Origin of the sequence: Lentilactobacillus kefiri, assembly GCF_009739535.1 — a bacterium.
GTDB classification, from domain to species: domain Bacteria; phylum Bacillota; class Bacilli; order Lactobacillales; family Lactobacillaceae; genus Lentilactobacillus; species Lentilactobacillus kefiri.
Window position 1 is genome coordinate 1,446,907 of sequence record NZ_CP029971.1, and the last position, 18,982, is coordinate 1,465,888.

Consider the following 18,982-nt stretch of genomic DNA (forward strand, 5'->3'; position numbering starts at 1 on the left):
GGTGGCTTTCATTTTTAATGTTATGGATAAATTCGCTGACTATTCACGTAGAATTTCTTTCCGCCGACATAATATCGGATGGAAATGGTGACACTATCATCGTACTTTTTATTTTGGTCAGGATTGATTGTTGCGAGATGCTGATTTGTTTTCCTGATCTTTAAGCGGTATCGGTCATTGCCCTTTTTGTGGACGTGATACATGGGAAATCCACATACTTTGGATTTGGTGTAGACATACAAGGAGCTGCCTTTCTTGATGGTCTTATGAATTTTGGCGTAAGAATAGGGACGTGGCATTTTGGTAACCCAGTAGTTGTAACCGGTGAAATATTCCAAATAACCGTCCTCGGTTACCCGAAAGCAGTTCTCAATTTTGAATTGTTGTCGGAGTGGGAAAGACTTATTGCCTTGCCAAACCAGACCGCCAAGATTACCAGTATATGGCTGCTTGAAGTATGACTGGTATTTTGGTGCATGGACCTTTTTAAAGTATGAAGTCTTCGCCCAGATACCTTTGGTGACGGTGACGTTATGTTTGGATTGAACGATCCCTTTCCGCAAATGCCAACTTAAATTGTTCATATTAATGGTGATGTATGTCTTATGTGACTTGGCGCTTTTACCAAGACTGCCGGATTTAAACACGGTGCCTTTGGGGATCGTAATCTTCACGTTCTTATAGTGACTGTTAGTGGTATGAATGGTCCGCCTGGTTTCCAAATACTGGTTCTTGGCGAGCTTGGTCAGATACTTACTGCTGGCATTCGCCGTGACAGTAAGGATTACAAGCGTCAGGAAAGCCATAGTCACAAGGATGAATGCCTTCTTAATTCTGGTTAAAGTCATTGTAAATCCTCCCTATTTAAAATTTGTGACGCTGTTATTTTCGTACCAGTCAACCTTGCCAATTCTATAAACCCAGTTGGTCAGAATCTTTTTGACGTTGGTGGTGCTTGGAATAACCGTGATGGTGCCGTTGCCGGTACTATTAATTGTCAAATGATAATCATGATGGGATTTTTTGACGAAGGACAGACCGCTGATCTTTGATTTAAAAGCCAAAATGGTTTCACCGCTGGCAAGTGGATGGCTGGCTTTCACAACCTTTAAGCTGGCAGTCGGTTTTGGAGAAACCTTGAAAGTAAACGGAGATTTTGCGTAATATTCCAAGTACCCATTGCTGGTGACTCGGAATCGGGTACCGGAAGCGGTGGTGTAGTTGGCTGGCAAGCGATCGCCTTTCCAAAGATTGCCGGTTTCGGTCTTAATTTTATTGCGTGATTTCTTTCCATCTGACTGCACGGCAAAGTAGCTCAGGTAAACCGGTTTGTGGATTTGCTTAAAGTTATAACCTTTTGCGCGAAGCCAATGGGTATAAACACCAGGCTTTTTCTGGCTGAGCAGTGGCTTTCGGATGTTGTAGCTTAAACGTTCCAGATTAATGGCAACGTACTTATTGCCGTGGACGTGTTTGATGCCGCCCACTTGAACCGTGGTTCCCTTGGGTATGGTGACTTTAACCTGCTTTTTACTGTTATATGTAGTGATGCTGCGTTGGGTTTTTAAAAAACTGTTTTTGATGACCGTGGCATGGGCTGGCTGAACTTGAAGCAAGGCTCCCCCAAATAATGCCAGCGTGCCGATCATAATTTTTGATGTTAGTCGCATGTGTGTCTCCCCCTTACATAGCTTAATTGTAGCAGAGTAGGAGAACATTGGCAGATAAAAAAATCCGCCAAATTTTCAAGAATATCTGGCGGATAAATTATTTAGTTGTGAATTTGCTGCCACATGAGAACAACCATTACAATGCTTATGAAGGCTGTCCCTGCGATAAATGACCATTCCGGAAACGTTATTAAAGGCAGATCGCTGGTACCTTGTCTCTTACGGGTAAATTTTTCAATTCCGATAAATAATTCACCAAGTACCAAAAGAAGGATCGGGTTAAAAAAGAGTGCGATTCGATTGCCTCTACTGTTAACTAAAGCGCCGTTAAGTCCAAATCCATTGAAGTGTAGGGCAATTGTTGTCGGGGCAAGTAAGAAAAGGATGAAAGAAACGATGAAAACAATTAGATAGGTTGTTCTGATTGCTAACTGAAATTTTTTCAATGCAAATCCTCCACGTGATGTGACTTGTTGCCAATAGAGTACTCCGTCAATCAGACTTTGTACATATGTTTCCGGCTTTTATTTAAAAAAAGAGTGGGACTAAAGGCGTTTTGATCCCGGAATTTAAGAGCATCAATCAGATTATTCCTGGTGTTGGAATGATTGATTGATGCTCTTAAATGGCCGGGATCAGCCGATTGTTGCACGTTTCAAAAAATAATATGGTATTACGAAAGAGGTTGAGGCAAAAGCATACACTTTTGTCTCAGCCTCGTTCCAACAAAATCTAGTTATTAATCAATTTATCAATCATTTTATCAACAGCATCCACGTAACTGGCTAGCTTCTTGTCGGCTGCGTCTTGGCTCTTATCGTCAACTTCCAAGTAGAACTTCACTTTAGGCTCGGTTCCTGAAGGACGAACGGCCAGCCAGGTTTCGTCATCCAACCAGTACTTCAATACGTTGGACTTAGGCAAATCAATAGCGGTCTTCTTGCCATCCTTATCAGTTAATTCTGATGACTGATAGTCAGCGTGACTCAATACCTTGTGACCGTTAAATTCAGTCAATGGGTTGTCACGGAGTTCTGACATGATGTGCGCCATTTTGTCTTTACCATCCAGACCATCAAATTCTTTGGCAATGGTCTTTTCAGCGTAGTAACCGTACTTCTGGAACATTTCCTGGACGCCATCGTACAACGTCTTGTTCTGACTCTTGTAGTAAGCGGCAACTTCTGCCAGCAACAGAACAGTTTGAATGGCATCTTTGTCACGAACAAATGGCTTGATCAGGTAACCAAAACTCTCTTCAAAGCCAAACAGGAAGGTGTGATCATGTTGAGTTTCGTAATGATGGATGGCTTCAGCGATAAACTTGAATCCAGTCAAAACATTGTTGGTGGCAACACCGTATGAAGCGGCAATCTTAGGAGCTAAATCGGTGGAGACAATTGACTTAACAATTGTACCATCAGCTGGCAGGTCGCCGGCTTTCTTCTTGGCTGCCAAGATGTAGTTCAACAGAACGCTGGCAATTTGGTTACCGCTTAATAATTGGTAACTGCCGTCGGGTTGACGAACGGCACAGCCAAGCCGATCGGCATCAGGATCCGAAGCGATTAAGACATCGGCTGAAATCTTCTTGCCCAGCTTAGTTGCCAAATCAAATGCTTGTGGAAACTCTGGATTTGGAAATGGCGTAGTTGGAAATTCAGGATCAGCAATGGTTTGTTCCGGAACAACAACGTAGTTCTTGAAGCCGGCTTCTTCCAAAGCACGACGAGCAATCACTTTACCGGTACCATGGAGTGGTGAGTAAACAAACTTCATGTTGGCACCGACATTTTTGATTAAGTCCAAGTCGATGTTAACCGTCTTAACCTTGGCAAGGTAGGCTTGATCAACCGCTTCACCAATCAGATTCATGATTTTAGCTTCACGCAAGTCTTGTTCAGGGGTAACATGGATTGCGAACAAGTCACTGTTTTTACGAATGTAGGAAGTGATTAAATCAGATTCCTTTGGTGGCATCTGGCCACCGTCTTGGCCATAAATCTTAAATCCGTTATATTGCTTTGGATTATGGCTGGCGGTAATCATGATGCCGGCATAAGTATTTAAGTGACGAACAGCGAATGATAATTCAGGAGTTGGTCGAATGTCGTCGAAGACAAAGGTGGGAATGTGGTGATAACCCAATACCTTTGCGGACTCATGAGCAAATTCCTTTGAATGGTAACGAGAATCAAAACTAATTGCGACTCCACGTTTTCTGGTTGCTTCATCGAGAGTATCCATAAATGAAGCTAATCCTTCGGCAGCTTGGCGAACAGTGTAAATGTTCATCCGGTTGGTTCCAGCACCAAGCACACCACGCATTCCGGCAGTTCCAAATGAAAGGATCGTTCCAAATGCATCTGTAATTTTATCTGAATCATTTTTCATTTTATTTAAATCAAGTACGAGATTTTCTGGTAAATTGGGTTGTTTGACCCATTGTTGGTAAGCGTCTTTAATTTTGTCGTCCACGACATGACCCTCCTTATATTTAAAATCAACTTAATTATAGAAATTTATTAGGCATCCGTCAATAATTTTACTAGCCAAAAACGTTAATATAACGGAATATCCTTGACATATCAAGGTAAAGAACATATATTTATTTTAGTAAATTAACTAAAACGATTTGATACATAAAAAACGGATTTATTTTACGAAGGGGTGAGATCATGGCAACAATTAAGGATATTGCACATAAGGCCGGGGTTTCGATCACAACAGTTTCACGGGTATTAAATTATGATAAGTCATTATCCGTTAGTGACCTGACTCGCAAGAAGATTTTTCAGGCTGCAGAAGCATTGGATTATACAAAGAAGAAACGTTCCAGTACGACTCGGGACAGCATTGCCGTTGTTGAGTGGTATACCGAGCAGCAGGAACTGGACGATTTGTACTATTTATCAATCAGGATGGGTGTGGAAAAGCAGGCAGAACGGTTCCATTATAAAGTTAAACGGTATTTTGCCGACGACTCGCTGTCAAAAATTGACGATGTAAAAGGCATAGTCGCAATCGGTAAGTTTAGTGCCGAACAGATTGATGAGATGAGCAAGGTCACCGACAATGTTGTTTTTGTCGACTTTGATACTTTGGCAAGGGGTCACGATTGCGTTGTGACCGATTTTGATAATTCCACCAAATCAGTATTGAACTATTTCATCGAAAACGGGCTGAAGCGTATCGGAATGATTTCCGGTGTTGAATATAGTAGTGATCACCAATTGAAAATTACCGATCATCGCTTTGACGTTTTCAAACATTATTTGGAGAAGCACGCATTGTATGATCCGGCCAATGTCTTTGTCGGCGATTATACAATGCAGTCGAGTTATCAGTTGGTTGACCAGGCACTGAAAAGTTCCAAGGAAAGTTTCCCTAATGCATTATTTGTTTCCAATGATGCGATGGCGATTGGTGCTTTAAAGGCCCTTCATGAAAATGGGGTTAAGGTTCCTGAAGATGTCAGCTTGGTTAGCTTCAATGACACGGCTGTTGCAAAATATGTGATTCCTTCTTTAACTGCAGTTAAAGTCAATACCGGTAAAATGGGTGAAGTTGCTGTTCGCCTGCTTGAAATGGTTGACGCCAGTACCGATGGTGACGCTCATACACCGGAAAAAGTGGTTGTGGCAACAAAAATGGTTGAACGGGAAAGTGTTAGAAAAGCAAAATAAAAGGACTGGCACATTTTTGTACCAATCCTTTTGATTTTTTATTTTGATTATCCCAGTAAATAGGTAACACCGGTTGAATTCCGGCCAATAAATGTCGTCATTTCAGGATTCGTTGGGACAACGGAAATCGGCACAAACGGGAATTCTTCGGTTAGCATGCTTCGTAAGAACTGAGCTCTTGTTGAAGTGCCGGAATGTAGAATGCTGAGTTGGACAATGCATTCATCGTGCATGTGCGCAATCTGAGTTTTCCAGAACTCGTTTAAGGACTCGTCCTTGGATCCATGCGCCACCAAACGAAAGTCGTTACCTTTGAAAGCCAACATGTAAGCTGTATTTGCATGCTTGCCAAGGAAACCCTGCAGCTTGGTGATAATCCGGTTGTTGACGATTTGCTGGTTGTTGCGGACTGAGAAAAAGATCCGGGTGTTATCACGGACTTTTGCCAATTCAGGCAATATATCTTTGATTATTTTGCCTTCCTTGATCATTTTGGCAGCTTTAAGCACTTGATAGGCCAACCCGGCAGCCGTCACCTGACTATTCAGGACGGTGACGTCAGTTGTGGATTTGCTGGCAGCTGTTTTAGCGTTATTGTAAGAGGAAGACATCTTATCACTCAAATGAATTGATAAGATTTGGCTGCCGTCCTCGCCCAATTTGTTGTAAGTTTCGGTTAGATCAGCCACCGAAATATCTCCAATAACCGGTTTATTTTTTCCGGAATCAAATAGTTGGAGAAACTTCTCGCTGCTTATCTTGTTAACGTAACCGAACACTCTGCCATCTATCAAAATAGGTGGGTTCAATACATAGATATTGTATGCTCGGATGTCGGCGTTTGCCACGTGGGCAGCGGAATCAGTTACAATTTTAATTTTGCTCATATTATTCACCCCAGGTACTCGAAATTTGTCTACACTGTTATTGTATAGTATTCGTTAGTATAATTGTTGTGTTTATGAAAAGATTAGATTTTAATTCTAACTTTGTTCACAATTTATTCATGAAAGGACTGAAACCCATGAAAGGTAAATATGAAGTCAACCAATATATCGGGGTGCCCCTGGAAACGGATGATTCAGGAAATTATCCAATTAAGATGGATGAGTCCGGCGACTTTAAATTACATAGCTGGCGTACTGGTAAGCATACCAAAGGGAAGTTTAAAAAAGTCGGTCAAATCTTCATTACCGAAAATAACTTGATGGTCGGAATTATCAAAGCGATTCCAGTTGCGTTTAAAGATCGGCATGATTATACACCCCTTCAGCGATTTACCAGTGAATATGTATCTGATGATGTGTTGGAGGCGGGGAAGAAGAAACTGAAAAGTTAAAATGGGGAGGTATCTTCATGAAAAGAATCGGATCAGTGATTAAAAACACGATGCTTATTGCTGGTATCATCGTGATCGGAATCATGGTATCTCCAAGAGTCGCTAAAGCATACACAAATCTTGGAGATAACTTAAATATCGACTATGTTCAATTGAAACGACCAATGTTCACCGGTTATTATACAAAGGTGAACGGTCATAGGGGCCATCGAGTTATCACCCCCAAGGGAACCATTATGAAGGTGCTGGGAATGTCTGGCACCACGGTCAGTCTAAGCTATGACTTAATCAGCTATCAGAAGATGCAGCGCATGTACAAACCGACTCACCCGGCATCTTATAACACACCGCACTACAATACCAAGTATTTTCGGCCATATAAGTTGAAGCTGCCGGTTAGGGATGTCCCGATGCAGAGTGGCAAAGGGTATGTTTACTCCAAAGCGGCCTATTATAAGCCAATCTTTTATATTACGATGGATGGCTACCTTCAGTATTATTCCAATGCCCGATTAAAGCATTACGATGTTAAAAATATTTTTGAATCAAAATCCGGTTCTCAGTATGCAAATCCACTTTGGCAAATAAAGCCGACGGCAAGTGTCAAAATCAATCATTTTAAAACAGTTGGCAAGACATCATACGTTTATTACAAGAAGCCGGTAAAAGGACTTGTGGAAAAGAAAGTTTCTTCAAAGTACTATCGTTTGTCTATTAAAAAAGGTGTCAATAAAACTCAGTCATGGGGAAATGAAGATTCAGCGTGGACCGTCTGGTGGACCACTTACACAGTTGGTGGCCATCCATTCTTCTTTATTCGTGAGGAAGAAGCAGACAATTAATTTGTTTCACCATATGGATATTTGCAGATAAGCGATGAATGGTTATTTTTGAATTTCATATTTAAATGTAATTGGGAGACTGAAAATTCAGTCTCCTTTTTTGAGTAAAAAAATAACCTCCAAGCTAAAAGCTTGAAGATCATTTGAATGCCTAGCACGAAACGAGTGCGGGTATTTTTAGGCCACTGATGAATTACTTCTTCAATAATTCTTCAGCTTTGCTCTTAAGATCATCAGTTGACATGTTCATGTAAGGTTCAACATCTTTTTCGGTCTTGAGGGTATCGTGGTCGTTCTTTTCCATGTAGTAATCCCAAATAGCATCACGGACTGGTAATTTATCATCGCTCCAGTCAAATGCTTCAGACATCTTCTTGTTCAATAATGGAGATTCTGCACCTGGTTCTTCTGCCATAAAATATTACCTCCTTCTATTTGATCTACTTTCATTATAGTTCTTTTTTGAAAAGTGGTTAAATATTTGTTTAATTTATTTAGAATTCTATTTTGCCGGGGCAATTTTAGCAATCCAATTCACTTGTGGATCGGGGGTATTCAGGCGTTCGATGTCTTTGCCAATATCCTTGTTTCGGTCAATAATTTTACCGGAAATTGGTGATTTGAGTGTTTCCACGGATTTGTCACCTTCGATATCCAACAAATCGTCGTCGGTCTGAATATTATCCAGTTGGTTGGGAAAGTCGGCAAAGGTAATTTTTCCCATCAGGTCATAGACAGACTTGTCGATACCCAACAGGTAGTTGCCATCTGCATCCTTGGCATACCAAATGCCATCCTTAACCTGGACGTCAGAAAACGCCGGTTCTTTTTTGCCAGTAAAAAAATTAATAATTTTCTGCCAAATTGAATTTTTCGCCATAATGACACCGCCTCAATATTATTTACCTCAATTATACCGTATAATTGGAGATGTACTAGAATTTGAACAAGGGGGGGATTGTCAGATGTATTTAATCGATATTTCCAGAAATGGTCAACCTAGTTTTGATGCCCGGGTGAACCAATCGTTGGATAACTATTTCGTAAATGATTTGAAGCTGCCAGGCCACGGATTTATGTTCTATATTAATCAGCCGTCCGTGATTATTGGTCGAAATCAGAACGTTTGGGCCGAAGTCGATATTAATTATTTACACGAACATGATATTGAACTTGTCCGACGAACTTCCGGTGGTGGCGCGGTATACCATGACATGGGCAACTTTATCTTTGAAAATATATTAACTGATAATGCCGATGACTTCGGTGATTACGGTCATTTTGCCGAACCAGTTTTAAAAGCCCTTCGCAAGCTTAATATTGATGTCAAAATGAAGGAAAATTCCAGTGACCTGATTTTGAATGGTAAGAAATGGTCGGGAATGACAATGTTCAAAAGTGGCCAGGGTCTGGCCGCCGGCGGTACGATTATGTATGATTTAAATATTGAAAATGCTAAAAAGGTTTTGACCGAGGACCAAATGGAAAAGCAGAAAGGTCTGGGAGTTCGCTCTAAAAGAAGCCCAATCATTAACCTGAAAGACTTTCTTCCTGATGGCATGACGATGGATGATTTCCGTGAATACTTGTTAAAAGAAATATTTGCCGTCAAATCGCTGGATGATATTGAAACTTATCATATGTCTGAAAAAGATTGGCAGAACGTGGATAAACGTCTGGCAGAAACCTATGGAACTGATGAATGGAACTTTGGCCATAATCCCGGTTATTATGATTATGCCGATCAAACATTTAGTGCAGGTAAGTTGGGGATTAATTGGACAATCGACGATGGCAAATTAGTTCATCTTAAATTCAATCCGTTCTTTAAAGTCAGCGGTCATTTGAAAGATGTGGAAGCTGGTCTGGTTGATAAGAAGCCAAGCCGTTGGAACGTTAAACGGGCAGTTAAAAAAGCTGAAATAGAAAATATTGATAATGAAGCTTTAACTGATTTTCTTGTGGATAACTTTGATAAAAGTGAATAAAACCGTGTTAGATAGGGCTGGAGCAAGACGTAAAATCTTGCTTTCAGCCTTTTTATTATTGAAAAAAATCCATTTATCTTCACACTTTCCTCAAAATTTATGAACATTTGTACGATATGCTTATCAAATCAATAAGAAGAGGATGCTTTAAAACTTGAGCATATGGAGGATGTAAGTTATGAAGAAACGGATAAGCTTTTTAATCCAAGCAGTCGGGGTTTTAACCCTGGTGCTTGGAAACTTTTTTACCGCAGGAACGGCATTGGCCGATGTGATTTCCACCAAGGAAGTTGTTGCGGATAATGCAAAAACCATTGATGACAAGTGGGCTTTGGTGACGCAATCAAAGCTTAATGAAGACGCAAACCTGGCGTTTGATTTAACGGTTGGTGGCCTCTCACAGGCAGGAACCGTTAAGTTTGACTACAATGCGGATTATTTCAAAATTAAAGATAAAAAGTTCCAATTTAAAAATGGTAATACCAAAGTTGTTGTGGATATTGATGGCGAAGACTCCACAATTTCATGGACAAACGCGATTGATAAGACTGATCTGGAAGTGATCCTTCCGGTGAAATTTAACCGGACAGTTAATGATCGTGAGCTGGATTTGGTGGTTGATGACGAGGAAATCAAGCTGCCAACACTAACTGTTCTTGATGAAGACGAGAAGGTTAAGCAAGATCCGACTGTCGAAAAGCCGGACGGTGATTTATCTGACGACAATATTTTAAAGGAAGCTCTTGCAGACGAAAAAGCTTCTGATGAGGCTGAGGCAGTTCGCCAAGAACAATCAGCAAACAAGGAAAAGGAAGCTGCTGAAGATGAGTCTGATGATGCTCAAAAAGAAACGAAAATCGACGAAAACTCGTCACAAGCCGATGCCGTTGAAGAGGATAAGCAATCAAACCTTGAAAAGGCAGAAGCACTGTTGAAAGAGAAACGGGCAGCTGATCAAAAGAAAGCCGAGGAAAAGAGTCGCCAAGCAATTGAAGACCGTAAAAAGGCCCAACAGCAAAGCCAACCAGCTCAATCAAGTGACACCAAGACATTGAAGAATCGTGGTGAAGCAAAAGAAGCTGAAACACCACAGACACCTGATGTGGCAGATTTGAAAGGGGCTAAGGAAGCTGTTGCTGACGATGATGCTGAGGGTGAGGAGCCGAGTGATAATCAATTATCTCAGCAATTATCGTTGAATAATGTATTTGAGGACGAAGAAGGGTCACGTGACATCACTGATCTAATCAAAGGCGCAGATACACCACAATTTTTTAAATCAATTAAATTTACTTATACGGATAAAGACGGCGAAACAAAGTCCAAAGATGTGCCTCCGGTTCTTGATGATATATTGGAACTCCCTGAGGTGCTACAAATTCATAAAAATATTGAAATCGAATATGAATGGGACATTGATACCATCAAAGAAAAAGCTGGCCTTGATATCGAGAATGGTGATTACTATAAATTTGATCTTAAAGGGCTGACATATGATTACGGTAGTGATGGCGACTTTGATGAATACATCAAATATAACGGCAAAACAATTGGCCGTTTCATCATGAAGCCGACTGCCGATAAATATATCCAAAACGTTAAGATTATCTTTCTTCCTGGTGACCTGGAAGGTGTGACCAACATTACCTACAAGGCAAGCTTGAAGACGGCCATTAATGCTGGTGCTGAAGAAATTTCTTTCGGCGAAAGCACGACTGGCAAGGGAGAAATCGGCGTTAAAGAAGAACTTGTCTCGATTGAAAAAGACGGTGGATTCTATACCAAAGAGGCGACTGGTTCCGAGCAATCGGAGGATGTCACGAATTTTGACATGCTTGAATGGACATCAAATTTTAAAGTCAAGAAAGGGCAAGAGGCAACCCATGTTGAACTGAGGGAACAGTTTGGTGGTAGTTATGAAACGAATAAAGACAAGGTGGATTACGAATTTACTATTGAAACCTCTGATGGTAAAAAAACCATTATTGATGATAAGAACAGTTCTGAATATAAAGAGATTATAGCTAGCAGTCCGATCTTTAAATTCAATGTCGAAAGTCTCAAACTGTCAGCTAATATCGTTGGTATCAAAATGAAGATGGTAACGCCAGTCACTAATCAGAATGAAAGAACTTTTAAGAACGATATTCGAGCTTCGACTGTTAAACTTGCATCTAAAGAAGAGACTCAAACAGTTTATGTGCATGCACAGTTTTCGCGTAAAGATGATGAATTGACGAAGACTTCCAAAGTTGATAAAAACGGGAAAATCAAATATACCGTTCAATTCACAGTCAAAGAAGAACAGAATAGCATTACTTTGAAAGATACGCTGAACACTGACAAATTCGAGTTTAGTACGGAAAAGCAAGATTACACATTAGAACCCACAACCGATAATTGGCTGTCAGAAGGCCCCTCAGTTAGCGGTAGAACAATGACCATTAAGTTTAAGGACGACCTGAATCCTGGACGATATAAATTGACATACATTGTTAAGCCGGTTGATGGTGTTACTGATAAAGACTATAGCAATGTGAGCAACACAGTTGAAGTGAACGGTCAAAAGAAGAACAACAAATTTGGCCCCGCCTTTAACAGTAAGAACCTTGTAAGCATGGACTGGCAGAAAATGATGACCAGTTGGAGTATTCACGTTAACCAAACGGATCGTGACGTAAATGGGCAGTTTGTGATTACTGAACCCGTAAAAGGCGACAATCCAAATTATCTGGATTTTAAGGCTTTTTATAAAAGCTTTACCGAAGACGATGAGTTAACTGATCAAGTCAAGAAACATATTGCATTTCTTAAGAAAGGTGAAACAGATCCTAAATGGGAATATAAAGTTGACAAGGGAAAGACATACTGGAATGGCGACCCGAACGATCAGCGTGAGGCATTCACTGTATCTTACGACGAGACAAATGATCAAATTAAGATTACGATGTTGAGCCTTCCTAAAGATGAAAACAAATTTGCTATTTATCTGTACGACGTTCCCATGGATAAAGAAAAAGTGTTGGCCGCTGAACAGGGTGAATTGGGTTCGATTTGTAATTATGCTGACGTGAAGTATACCGGTTCTAAAGATAAAAACACCGTTCCTTCATGTCAAAAACAGTTTGAAAATATCAAGAGCAACATCTCCAAGACTGGAAAACTATCAAAAAATTTCCTCAAGGATAAAGTTATCGATTGGACGACTACTTTCAATTACCGTCAATACCTGGGCTCAGATGAACGAAAAGTTCTGGTAACTGATGGAATCGATATTACGGATGAAGTTGGTGAAGATGACATTAAGGATGCTGATGGTAAAACGACTGCCCGTCATCTTCAGGATATTAAGGAACATTTGGTGAACAGTTTGCAGGTTTCTCTTGGAAAAATTTCGAAAAATGGTGAAAAGGGTGAGGACTTTCAAAAATTAGACCCAGACCAATTTAAGATTGATGTTAATGTTCATAAAAATCAAAAGGTTACATTTAATTTGAAATTGTCTGACGCTGCTTATGAGGAGCTCTATCAGAAAGCAGGCAAGAAGGTTATTGAACTGAAATATCAATCCAAGGTTACCGATTTTAAAGCAGATGATGAAAAGACATACGAGCATTTGAAGTCTTGGACATTTAACAACGAGGTTACTGCCCAGTGGAATAAGGATGATAAAGGCAAATATCATAACGAGTTGTCTGCAACTGCCAAAGTTTCATACACGGACAACGGTTATCTGTTAAGCAAAACCGGTGTTCAAGAGGAAAATGGTATTGAGTTGCATGAAAAGGATGAACAAGTCAAAAAAGTTGGAGCCGTTAAATGGAGTTTGGCTATCAATGGAAATGGTTACGAACTTCAATCGCCGGTTAAACTGACTGATACACTGAGTGGTGGACACTACCATTTGAAGACCACCGATAACCAATATCGATTGAAAATTTATGAAGCCAAACGATCATTAAGTAACGGCAAAGTCATCTATACCAAAGATACTAGCAGTCCTCTATCTGAAGGGGATGACTACACTGTTGAATATTCTGACAGCTTAAATACAATGGTTGTGAAATTTAATCGTGCATATGCAGTCAAGACGCCGTTACTGGTTGAATATTACACAGTTACTTCCAAAACAATTGGAACATCTTACAGCAATGAAGTGAAATTAACGATTGCATCAAAGAACTTCGAAGATACTGAAGAAGTTGAATCAAGCGCGACTGTGGCTGGTCAATACACTACTTTTGCTGCCAATATCAAGAAGGTGGATTCAGCCACCGGTTCACCTCTACAAGGAGTTAAGTTCCAAGTACAAATGCTCCTGAAGGATGGGACTTGGAAATCAGTTGGAGAAGAAAAAGCAACTGATCAAGACGGCTTTGTTTCCTTTGATGGCCTTTACGATAAGCCAACTTACCGAATTGTCGAAACCAGCGGTCTGCAGAACTACGATGACAGATGGGTTTCGAAAAACTTTACGATCGCAGATGCTCAAGAAGAGTCCCATGACGGTAACGAAAACACTTATTGTATGACCGCCGAAAATCATCGAACCAATGCATTAAAGATCAAAAAGACCGTTACTAATTCTCTCAGCGTTAATAAAAACGATAAATTTGAATTCAAAGTTTTTGTCACTGATAAAGAAGGTAACGTTGATACCGACTTTAATGATCAGTTCAAATACACGGTTAACGGAGAAAAGGAAGATGTCGTTATTTTTGAAAATGGCGAATCAACTAATCTTCCCGAGATAAGTGACGGTCAAGTCATTACAATTACGGGTTTACCACAGGACAAATACTACCGGGTAGTTGAATCGGTAAATGGTTCTTACCGGGCAACCCACACCCTCGACAATTTGACGATTGTTGATGCTGATGGAAATGACGGCAATAAGACTGACACTTTCCAGATGCAGCAAGGTAAAGATGCTGCTACAGGAATTGTGAAATTCACCAACGATGCAAAAACGACCCACTTTGGTTTCTCCAAGAAGATTGAGGGTCCCAATGCCAGTGCCGACAAAGATAAACAATTTGAATTCATGATGAAAGTGATGGATGAAAACGGTGATGTCAACGACGACTTTACTGGCGAGATTGAGGGAATCAAGCACACAACTAACGGGGATGTTAATGTGAAGTTTGACTTCCAAAACGGCGTTGCCAAAGAGATGACTTACTCAGATGGAAGTCAATCACCAATCGAGTTGAAGACTGGCGAAAGCTACCGGAACATCAAGTTACCAGCCAACGTGAAAGTGAAAGTATACGAAAAACAAGATACTCAGTACGCGGAAGTTCACTACCAAATTGGCGATAGCGAGGAAAATGAAGCCGGTGAGTCTGACGAAGATGGGTGGAAGGTTGTTGGACCGATAGTCGCAGATAATTCAACCGTAAAAATCATCAACAAGCAGGTTCATAACCAGTTTGAATTTGAAAAGGTTGTGGCCGGTACCATGCCCGAAGGCGTTACAGACTTCACATTTACTGTTGAAGCCGATGACAAGGACACTAAAGATGCTGTGAAGGGACAATCATTTAAGGCAATTACTAAGAATGCCACAACTGATAGGGTGATTAACTCAGGCCAAATTATTTTTGACGACAACGGAAAAGCAACTCAGATCAAATATGGTACTGATGAATTCACTGAAGCCGTTGATATCAGTCTTGAGGACAACCAGAAACTAGTCCTTCCTGATTTACCGCAGAAGGCGACTAAATTTAAAGTGATTGAGACAACAACCGGTCACTTTGATACGAACACGCATGTCGACGGTGAAGAAAAGAAGACTGATAGCAAAGAAGCTGTGATTGAATTGAATCGGGAAGATGCTGAGAATTCCATTCAATTTGAAAACATTTCACCAGATCTCGTACCGTTTACGCTTAAGAAAACGGTAAGTGGAAATGTTGCTCCGGCAGATAAGGATAAAGAATTTACGTTTGATTTAACAATTAAGAATCCGCCTGCAAATTGGGGTGGTAAGGATCAAAAAGAGTTCAAGGCACTTAAAAGTGATGCCAATGATCAGCACGACTTAATATTTGTTAAACAAGCTGATAATTCATATCTTGCTGAAGGAATAACGTTAAAGGCTGATCAGTCAATTACCATTTATATTTCAGAAGGGCTCCAAATTGAAGCACAAGAAACCGAAAATCATGGTTTCAAAGTTAGCCACAAATTTGGCAGCCACGAAGAAGATGGGGATACTCATCAGATTACAACAAACAAGGATATGCCTGAACTGATCTTTAATAACCATTCTCAAACAACGGGAATTGAGGTTAAGAAGACTGTTAAATCTGAAGAAAAGGATCAACTTGACGAATCAGATTTTAACAAGAAATTTAAATTCAAGGTTCATGGCGCAACTGAAGATGGCGGTGCGTTGGATGGAACATTTACACTTCGCAAATTTGAAGTAAACGGTCAGTACAGTGATCGGGAAGTTTCATTTAATAAGAACAATATTTTGAACTTTAACCTCCAACACGATCAAAAAGCACAGCTTCTCGGTCTGCCAATCGGAGCCAAAGTTCAGGTAACTGAAACGAACTATGATGGCTATGACCCAAGCTACAAAGTAAACGAAAATTCCGAGAAGCAAGGGGACAAAGCCACTGAATTTGTGACCCAAGAAGGTCATCTCGGCACGGTTCATTTCACCAACACCAAGCAAGTCCCGGAAGAAGCCAGCTTGATGGTTAAAAAAGTCCTCGCCGGGCCAGTGACCGACGAAGACAAAGCGTTCAAGTTTGAATTCCGAGTAACTGCGACTCCAAAAGACGGGGAAACAGATGAGCTGAATGGTAAATTTGATGCTGAAAAGTTGGACCATGAAGGTGACACAACCGACATTGAAGTTGAATTTACTGATGGCAAATCGGAAGAGCTGAAACTTCAAGGCGGCGAGTCGATCAACATTAAAGGTTTATCAACCGATTACAAGTACAGTGTCAGTGAAGCATCACTTCCAGAAGAGATGATGTTTGAGACGTCATACAATGTCAACAACACAACTGACAAAGGTGGCAACGAAACTCAACCAATCACACTGAAAGATGGTCAAGAAGGCAAAGTGGTTTTCACTAATACCAAGCAAGTGCCGGAAGAAGCCAGCTTGATGATTAAAAAAGTCCTCGCCGGTCCGGTGACTGACGAAGACAAAGCGTTCGAGTTTGAATTCCGAGTAACTGCGACTCCAAAAGACGGGGAAACAGATGAGCTGAATGGTAAATTTGATGCTGAAAAGTTGGACCATGAAGGTGACACAACCGACATTGAAGTTGAATTTACTGATGGCAAATCGGAAGAGCTGAAACTTCAAGGTGGCGAGTCTATCACGCTTAAAGGCTTACCAACTGATTACAAGTACAGTGTGAGCGAGAAAACGCGTTACCAACGGTTCATGTTTGAAACGTCTTATAACGTTAATGACACAACCGACAAATACTGCAGCGATACTGAACCAATCACACTGAAAGACGGCCAAGAAGGTAAGGTGGTCTTCACCAATACCAAATTTGAAGTCGAAAGTGCTGAACTGGAGATCAGTAAGAAAATTGCCGGCGGTGGGATCATTGATGCCGATAAGAATAAGACGTTCGAGTTTGCAATTGAAACCGATGCAAGTGTCAATGGCGTCTTTGACGCTGTGGTCAATGGTCACGATAAAGCGAAGGTTGAATTTACGGACGGTAAGGCGACCGTGAACCTGCAAGCCGACGAACGAATTGTGATTAAAGACCTGCCAAGTGAACACAACACGTACACTGTCACTGAGCTGAACGGTTCCGGTTTTAAGACCCAGTACCAGCTTAACGGGTCGCGAACTGAAGACGGTGTGAAGACTAAAGAATTCAAGCTAAACGATGAAGAACGGGCAACGGTGGCCTTCACTAACAGCAAGGAGTCACCAAAGCTTGCCAGCTTGAAGATTAACAAAGAAATTGCTGGCGATGGTCTCACATCAGCTGATCATGACCGTGACTTTAACTTCCGAATTTATTCAGCTGTGACTGGTGAATTCAAGACAGTCAAAATGGATCAGCATGGTGACTCACATGACATGACTGTGAAGTTTGCCGATGGTCAGTCAGACGTGATCACTTTGAAAGACGGTGAATCACTGACCGTCAACGGGTTACCAATCGACTACACTTTTGCGGTTGGCGAAGAGCAGGTTGATGGTTTTGCACCGACTTATAAAGTTAATGGTGCCAAGATTCAACAGGGGATGACGACACAAACATTCAAGTTAACCGAAGATCAAAAGGGGACGGTTGAATTTACCAACACCAAGAATGGTGAGATGGAACTTGGAATCCTTTCTGTAAGTAAATTTGTGAATGAAATGGGAGATAGAACTCGTAAGTTCCAATTTCACATTGAGGTGACCGACGGCTTGAACAATCCGTTAAATGGCACGTTCAAGACTCAGGTAACCACTAACGGCAAGGTAACCGACGGAACCATCGAATTGAATGGTGGAAATGGTCAATTCACGTTGACTCATGGCCAGACCATTAAATTCTATTTACCACTTGGTGCCAAGTATGAGGTGGCGGAACGGGATTATTCAAAAGATGGTTATGTAACGACGGTGACGAAGCGAAACGCCGTTGTTAATAATCCGACCGTTACAGGAACAGCAACCAAAGAAGATGACGCGATTGTTTACCACAATGATTTGGAAGACGATGAAGCAGTATTACCAATTCCGGGTGAAGAAGATACTGACGATGACTCCGATTCGTCGGATGATTCATCAAGTGGCACCCTCGATAGCAATCCGGCTTCCGGATCAACGGGAACAACTGGGACAACAAACGGTATTGATAGCCCAATGGGAATCCCATCTTCAGGATACGTTGGAAAATCAGTGCTTCCACAGACGGGTGAGGACAACAATTCACTCCTGATGGTGATCGGAATGTTCATGTTGGTAACAATCATTGGTGTGGGAAGTTTGTACTATGCCAAAAGAAAATCATAGAAATGAGGAAAATGTTGAAAAATAATAAAATTAAATGGATTTTTCAAAAGGCTGTCAGAGATTGCTCTGGCAGCCTTTTACTAACATCCTAATGCAAGAAGTTCACATTATTTTCTCAAAATGTGTTGACATATTCTAATCTGTCTATCATAATACGAATTATCAATTTGAAAGAAGCTTTCTACAAGATTCCTTAACAGAAAATCCATTCAGCGGCTGAGAGATGGTATCGAAATTGTAGATTGTGACTTTCATGCTTTTACCCATAAATCGGTGAGCGTGAGTTAGCCGGTTTCGGACTTGTCCGTTAAAGCAAGCAATGAGTGGATACGAAAAGTATCTATGAAGGTGGTACCGCGGCCAATTGTCGTCCTTTTGTCTTAGTGACAAAAGGGCGATTTTTTTGTATCGCGGTTTGCTTTAGTGGGGTTGATGAAATTGATGACAACT

Annotated in this window: 12 protein-coding genes; 5 read left to right on the forward strand and 7 right to left on the reverse strand. The window is 40.9% G+C overall.

The window, feature by feature from the left end; genetic code table 11:
- Positions 1 to 20 precede the first annotated feature (20 nt).
- The 4 genes from DNL43_RS06815 to DNL43_RS06830 all read right to left on the reverse strand — a co-directional run bounded on the left by DNL43_RS06815 (position 21) and on the right by DNL43_RS06830 (position 4,148).
- A complete protein-coding gene (locus tag DNL43_RS06815) occupies positions 21 to 848 on the reverse strand; it encodes a hypothetical protein (RefSeq protein ID WP_056980949.1) in 828 nt (275 codons plus the stop codon).
- 12 nt (positions 849 to 860) lie between these two features.
- Positions 861 to 1,670, reverse strand: a complete 810-nt coding sequence (locus DNL43_RS06820) for a hypothetical protein (RefSeq protein WP_056980948.1) — start codon at positions 1,668 to 1,670, stop codon at positions 861 to 863.
- A 101-nt stretch (positions 1,671 to 1,771) separates the two neighbouring features.
- Positions 1,772 to 2,116, reverse strand: coding sequence for a hypothetical protein (locus tag DNL43_RS06825; RefSeq protein ID WP_056980947.1), 345 nt, complete (start codon positions 2,114 to 2,116; stop codon positions 1,772 to 1,774).
- A gap of 286 nt (positions 2,117 to 2,402) precedes the next feature.
- Positions 2,403 to 4,148: a phospho-sugar mutase gene (locus DNL43_RS06830; RefSeq protein ID WP_056980946.1), complete on the reverse strand. Its 1,746-nt coding sequence runs from the start codon at positions 4,146 to 4,148 to the stop codon at positions 2,403 to 2,405.
- A 200-nt stretch (positions 4,149 to 4,348) separates the two neighbouring features.
- Here DNL43_RS06830 and DNL43_RS06835 point away from each other — a divergent pair, with 200 nt between their 5' ends.
- Positions 4,349 to 5,356, forward strand: a complete 1,008-nt coding sequence (locus tag DNL43_RS06835; RefSeq protein WP_056980945.1) for a LacI family DNA-binding transcriptional regulator — start codon at positions 4,349 to 4,351, stop codon at positions 5,354 to 5,356.
- Between the two features lie 47 nt (positions 5,357 to 5,403).
- Here DNL43_RS06835 and DNL43_RS06840 read toward each other — a convergent pair whose 3' ends face one another.
- Positions 5,404 to 6,243 (reverse strand): DegV family protein, encoded by an 840-nt coding sequence (locus DNL43_RS06840; protein WP_056980944.1) that lies wholly within the window; start codon positions 6,241 to 6,243, stop codon positions 5,404 to 5,406.
- Between the two features lie 137 nt (positions 6,244 to 6,380).
- Here DNL43_RS06840 and DNL43_RS06845 point away from each other — a divergent pair, with 137 nt between their 5' ends.
- Positions 6,381 to 6,695, forward strand: coding sequence for a DUF7671 family protein (locus tag DNL43_RS06845; RefSeq protein WP_054768850.1), 315 nt, complete (start codon positions 6,381 to 6,383; stop codon positions 6,693 to 6,695).
- 17 nt (positions 6,696 to 6,712) lie between these two features.
- On the forward strand, positions 6,713 to 7,537 hold the full coding sequence (locus DNL43_RS06850) for a hypothetical protein (protein WP_054768849.1): 825 nt from the start codon (positions 6,713 to 6,715) through the stop codon (positions 7,535 to 7,537).
- Positions 7,538 to 7,730: 193 nt separating this feature from the next.
- On the opposite strand, the gene DNL43_RS06855 is transcribed toward DNL43_RS06850, so the two are convergent.
- On the reverse strand, positions 7,731 to 7,952 hold the full coding sequence (locus DNL43_RS06855; RefSeq protein ID WP_020281312.1) for a P8 family protein: 222 nt from the start codon (positions 7,950 to 7,952) through the stop codon (positions 7,731 to 7,733).
- A gap of 87 nt (positions 7,953 to 8,039) precedes the next feature.
- Positions 8,040 to 8,417, reverse strand: coding sequence for a glycine cleavage system protein H (locus DNL43_RS06860; RefSeq protein ID WP_056980943.1), 378 nt, complete (start codon positions 8,415 to 8,417; stop codon positions 8,040 to 8,042).
- A gap of 85 nt (positions 8,418 to 8,502) precedes the next feature.
- On the opposite strand from DNL43_RS06860, the gene DNL43_RS06865 reads away from it, so the two are divergent.
- Positions 8,503 to 9,525 carry a lipoate--protein ligase family protein gene (locus tag DNL43_RS06865; RefSeq protein WP_056980942.1) on the forward strand — a complete coding sequence of 341 codons (1,023 nt, stop codon included), beginning with the start codon at positions 8,503 to 8,505 and terminating at the stop codon, positions 9,523 to 9,525.
- 178 nt (positions 9,526 to 9,703) lie between these two features.
- Complete coding sequence (locus DNL43_RS06870; protein ID WP_056980941.1) at positions 9,704 to 18,532, forward strand: DUF7601 domain-containing protein; 8,829 nt, start codon at positions 9,704 to 9,706, stop codon at positions 18,530 to 18,532.
- Positions 18,533 to 18,982: the final 450 nt, after the last annotated feature.

Excerpts from the sequence above, each read along its gene's own strand:
- DNL43_RS06815 (WP_056980949.1), bottom strand. The coding sequence starts at position 848 with ATGACTTTAACCAGAATTAAGAAGGCATTCATCCTTGTGACTATGGCT.
- DNL43_RS06820 (WP_056980948.1), bottom strand. The coding sequence starts at position 1,670 with ATGCGACTAACATCAAAAATTATGATCGGCACGCTGGCATTATTTGGG.
- DNL43_RS06835 (WP_056980945.1), top strand. The coding sequence starts at position 4,349 with ATGGCAACAATTAAGGATATTGCACATAAGGCCGGGGTTTCGATCACA.
- DNL43_RS06840 (WP_056980944.1), bottom strand. The coding sequence starts at position 6,243 with ATGAGCAAAATTAAAATTGTAACTGATTCCGCTGCCCACGTGGCAAAC.
- DNL43_RS06845 (WP_054768850.1), top strand. The coding sequence starts at position 6,381 with ATGAAAGGTAAATATGAAGTCAACCAATATATCGGGGTGCCCCTGGAA.
- DNL43_RS06850 (WP_054768849.1), top strand. The coding sequence starts at position 6,713 with ATGAAAAGAATCGGATCAGTGATTAAAAACACGATGCTTATTGCTGGT.
- DNL43_RS06855 (WP_020281312.1), bottom strand. The coding sequence starts at position 7,952 with ATGGCAGAAGAACCAGGTGCAGAATCTCCATTATTGAACAAGAAGATG.
- DNL43_RS06860 (WP_056980943.1), bottom strand. The coding sequence starts at position 8,417 with ATGGCGAAAAATTCAATTTGGCAGAAAATTATTAATTTTTTTACTGGC.
- DNL43_RS06865 (WP_056980942.1), top strand. The coding sequence starts at position 8,503 with ATGTATTTAATCGATATTTCCAGAAATGGTCAACCTAGTTTTGATGCC.
- DNL43_RS06870 (WP_056980941.1), top strand. The coding sequence starts at position 9,704 with ATGAAGAAACGGATAAGCTTTTTAATCCAAGCAGTCGGGGTTTTAACC.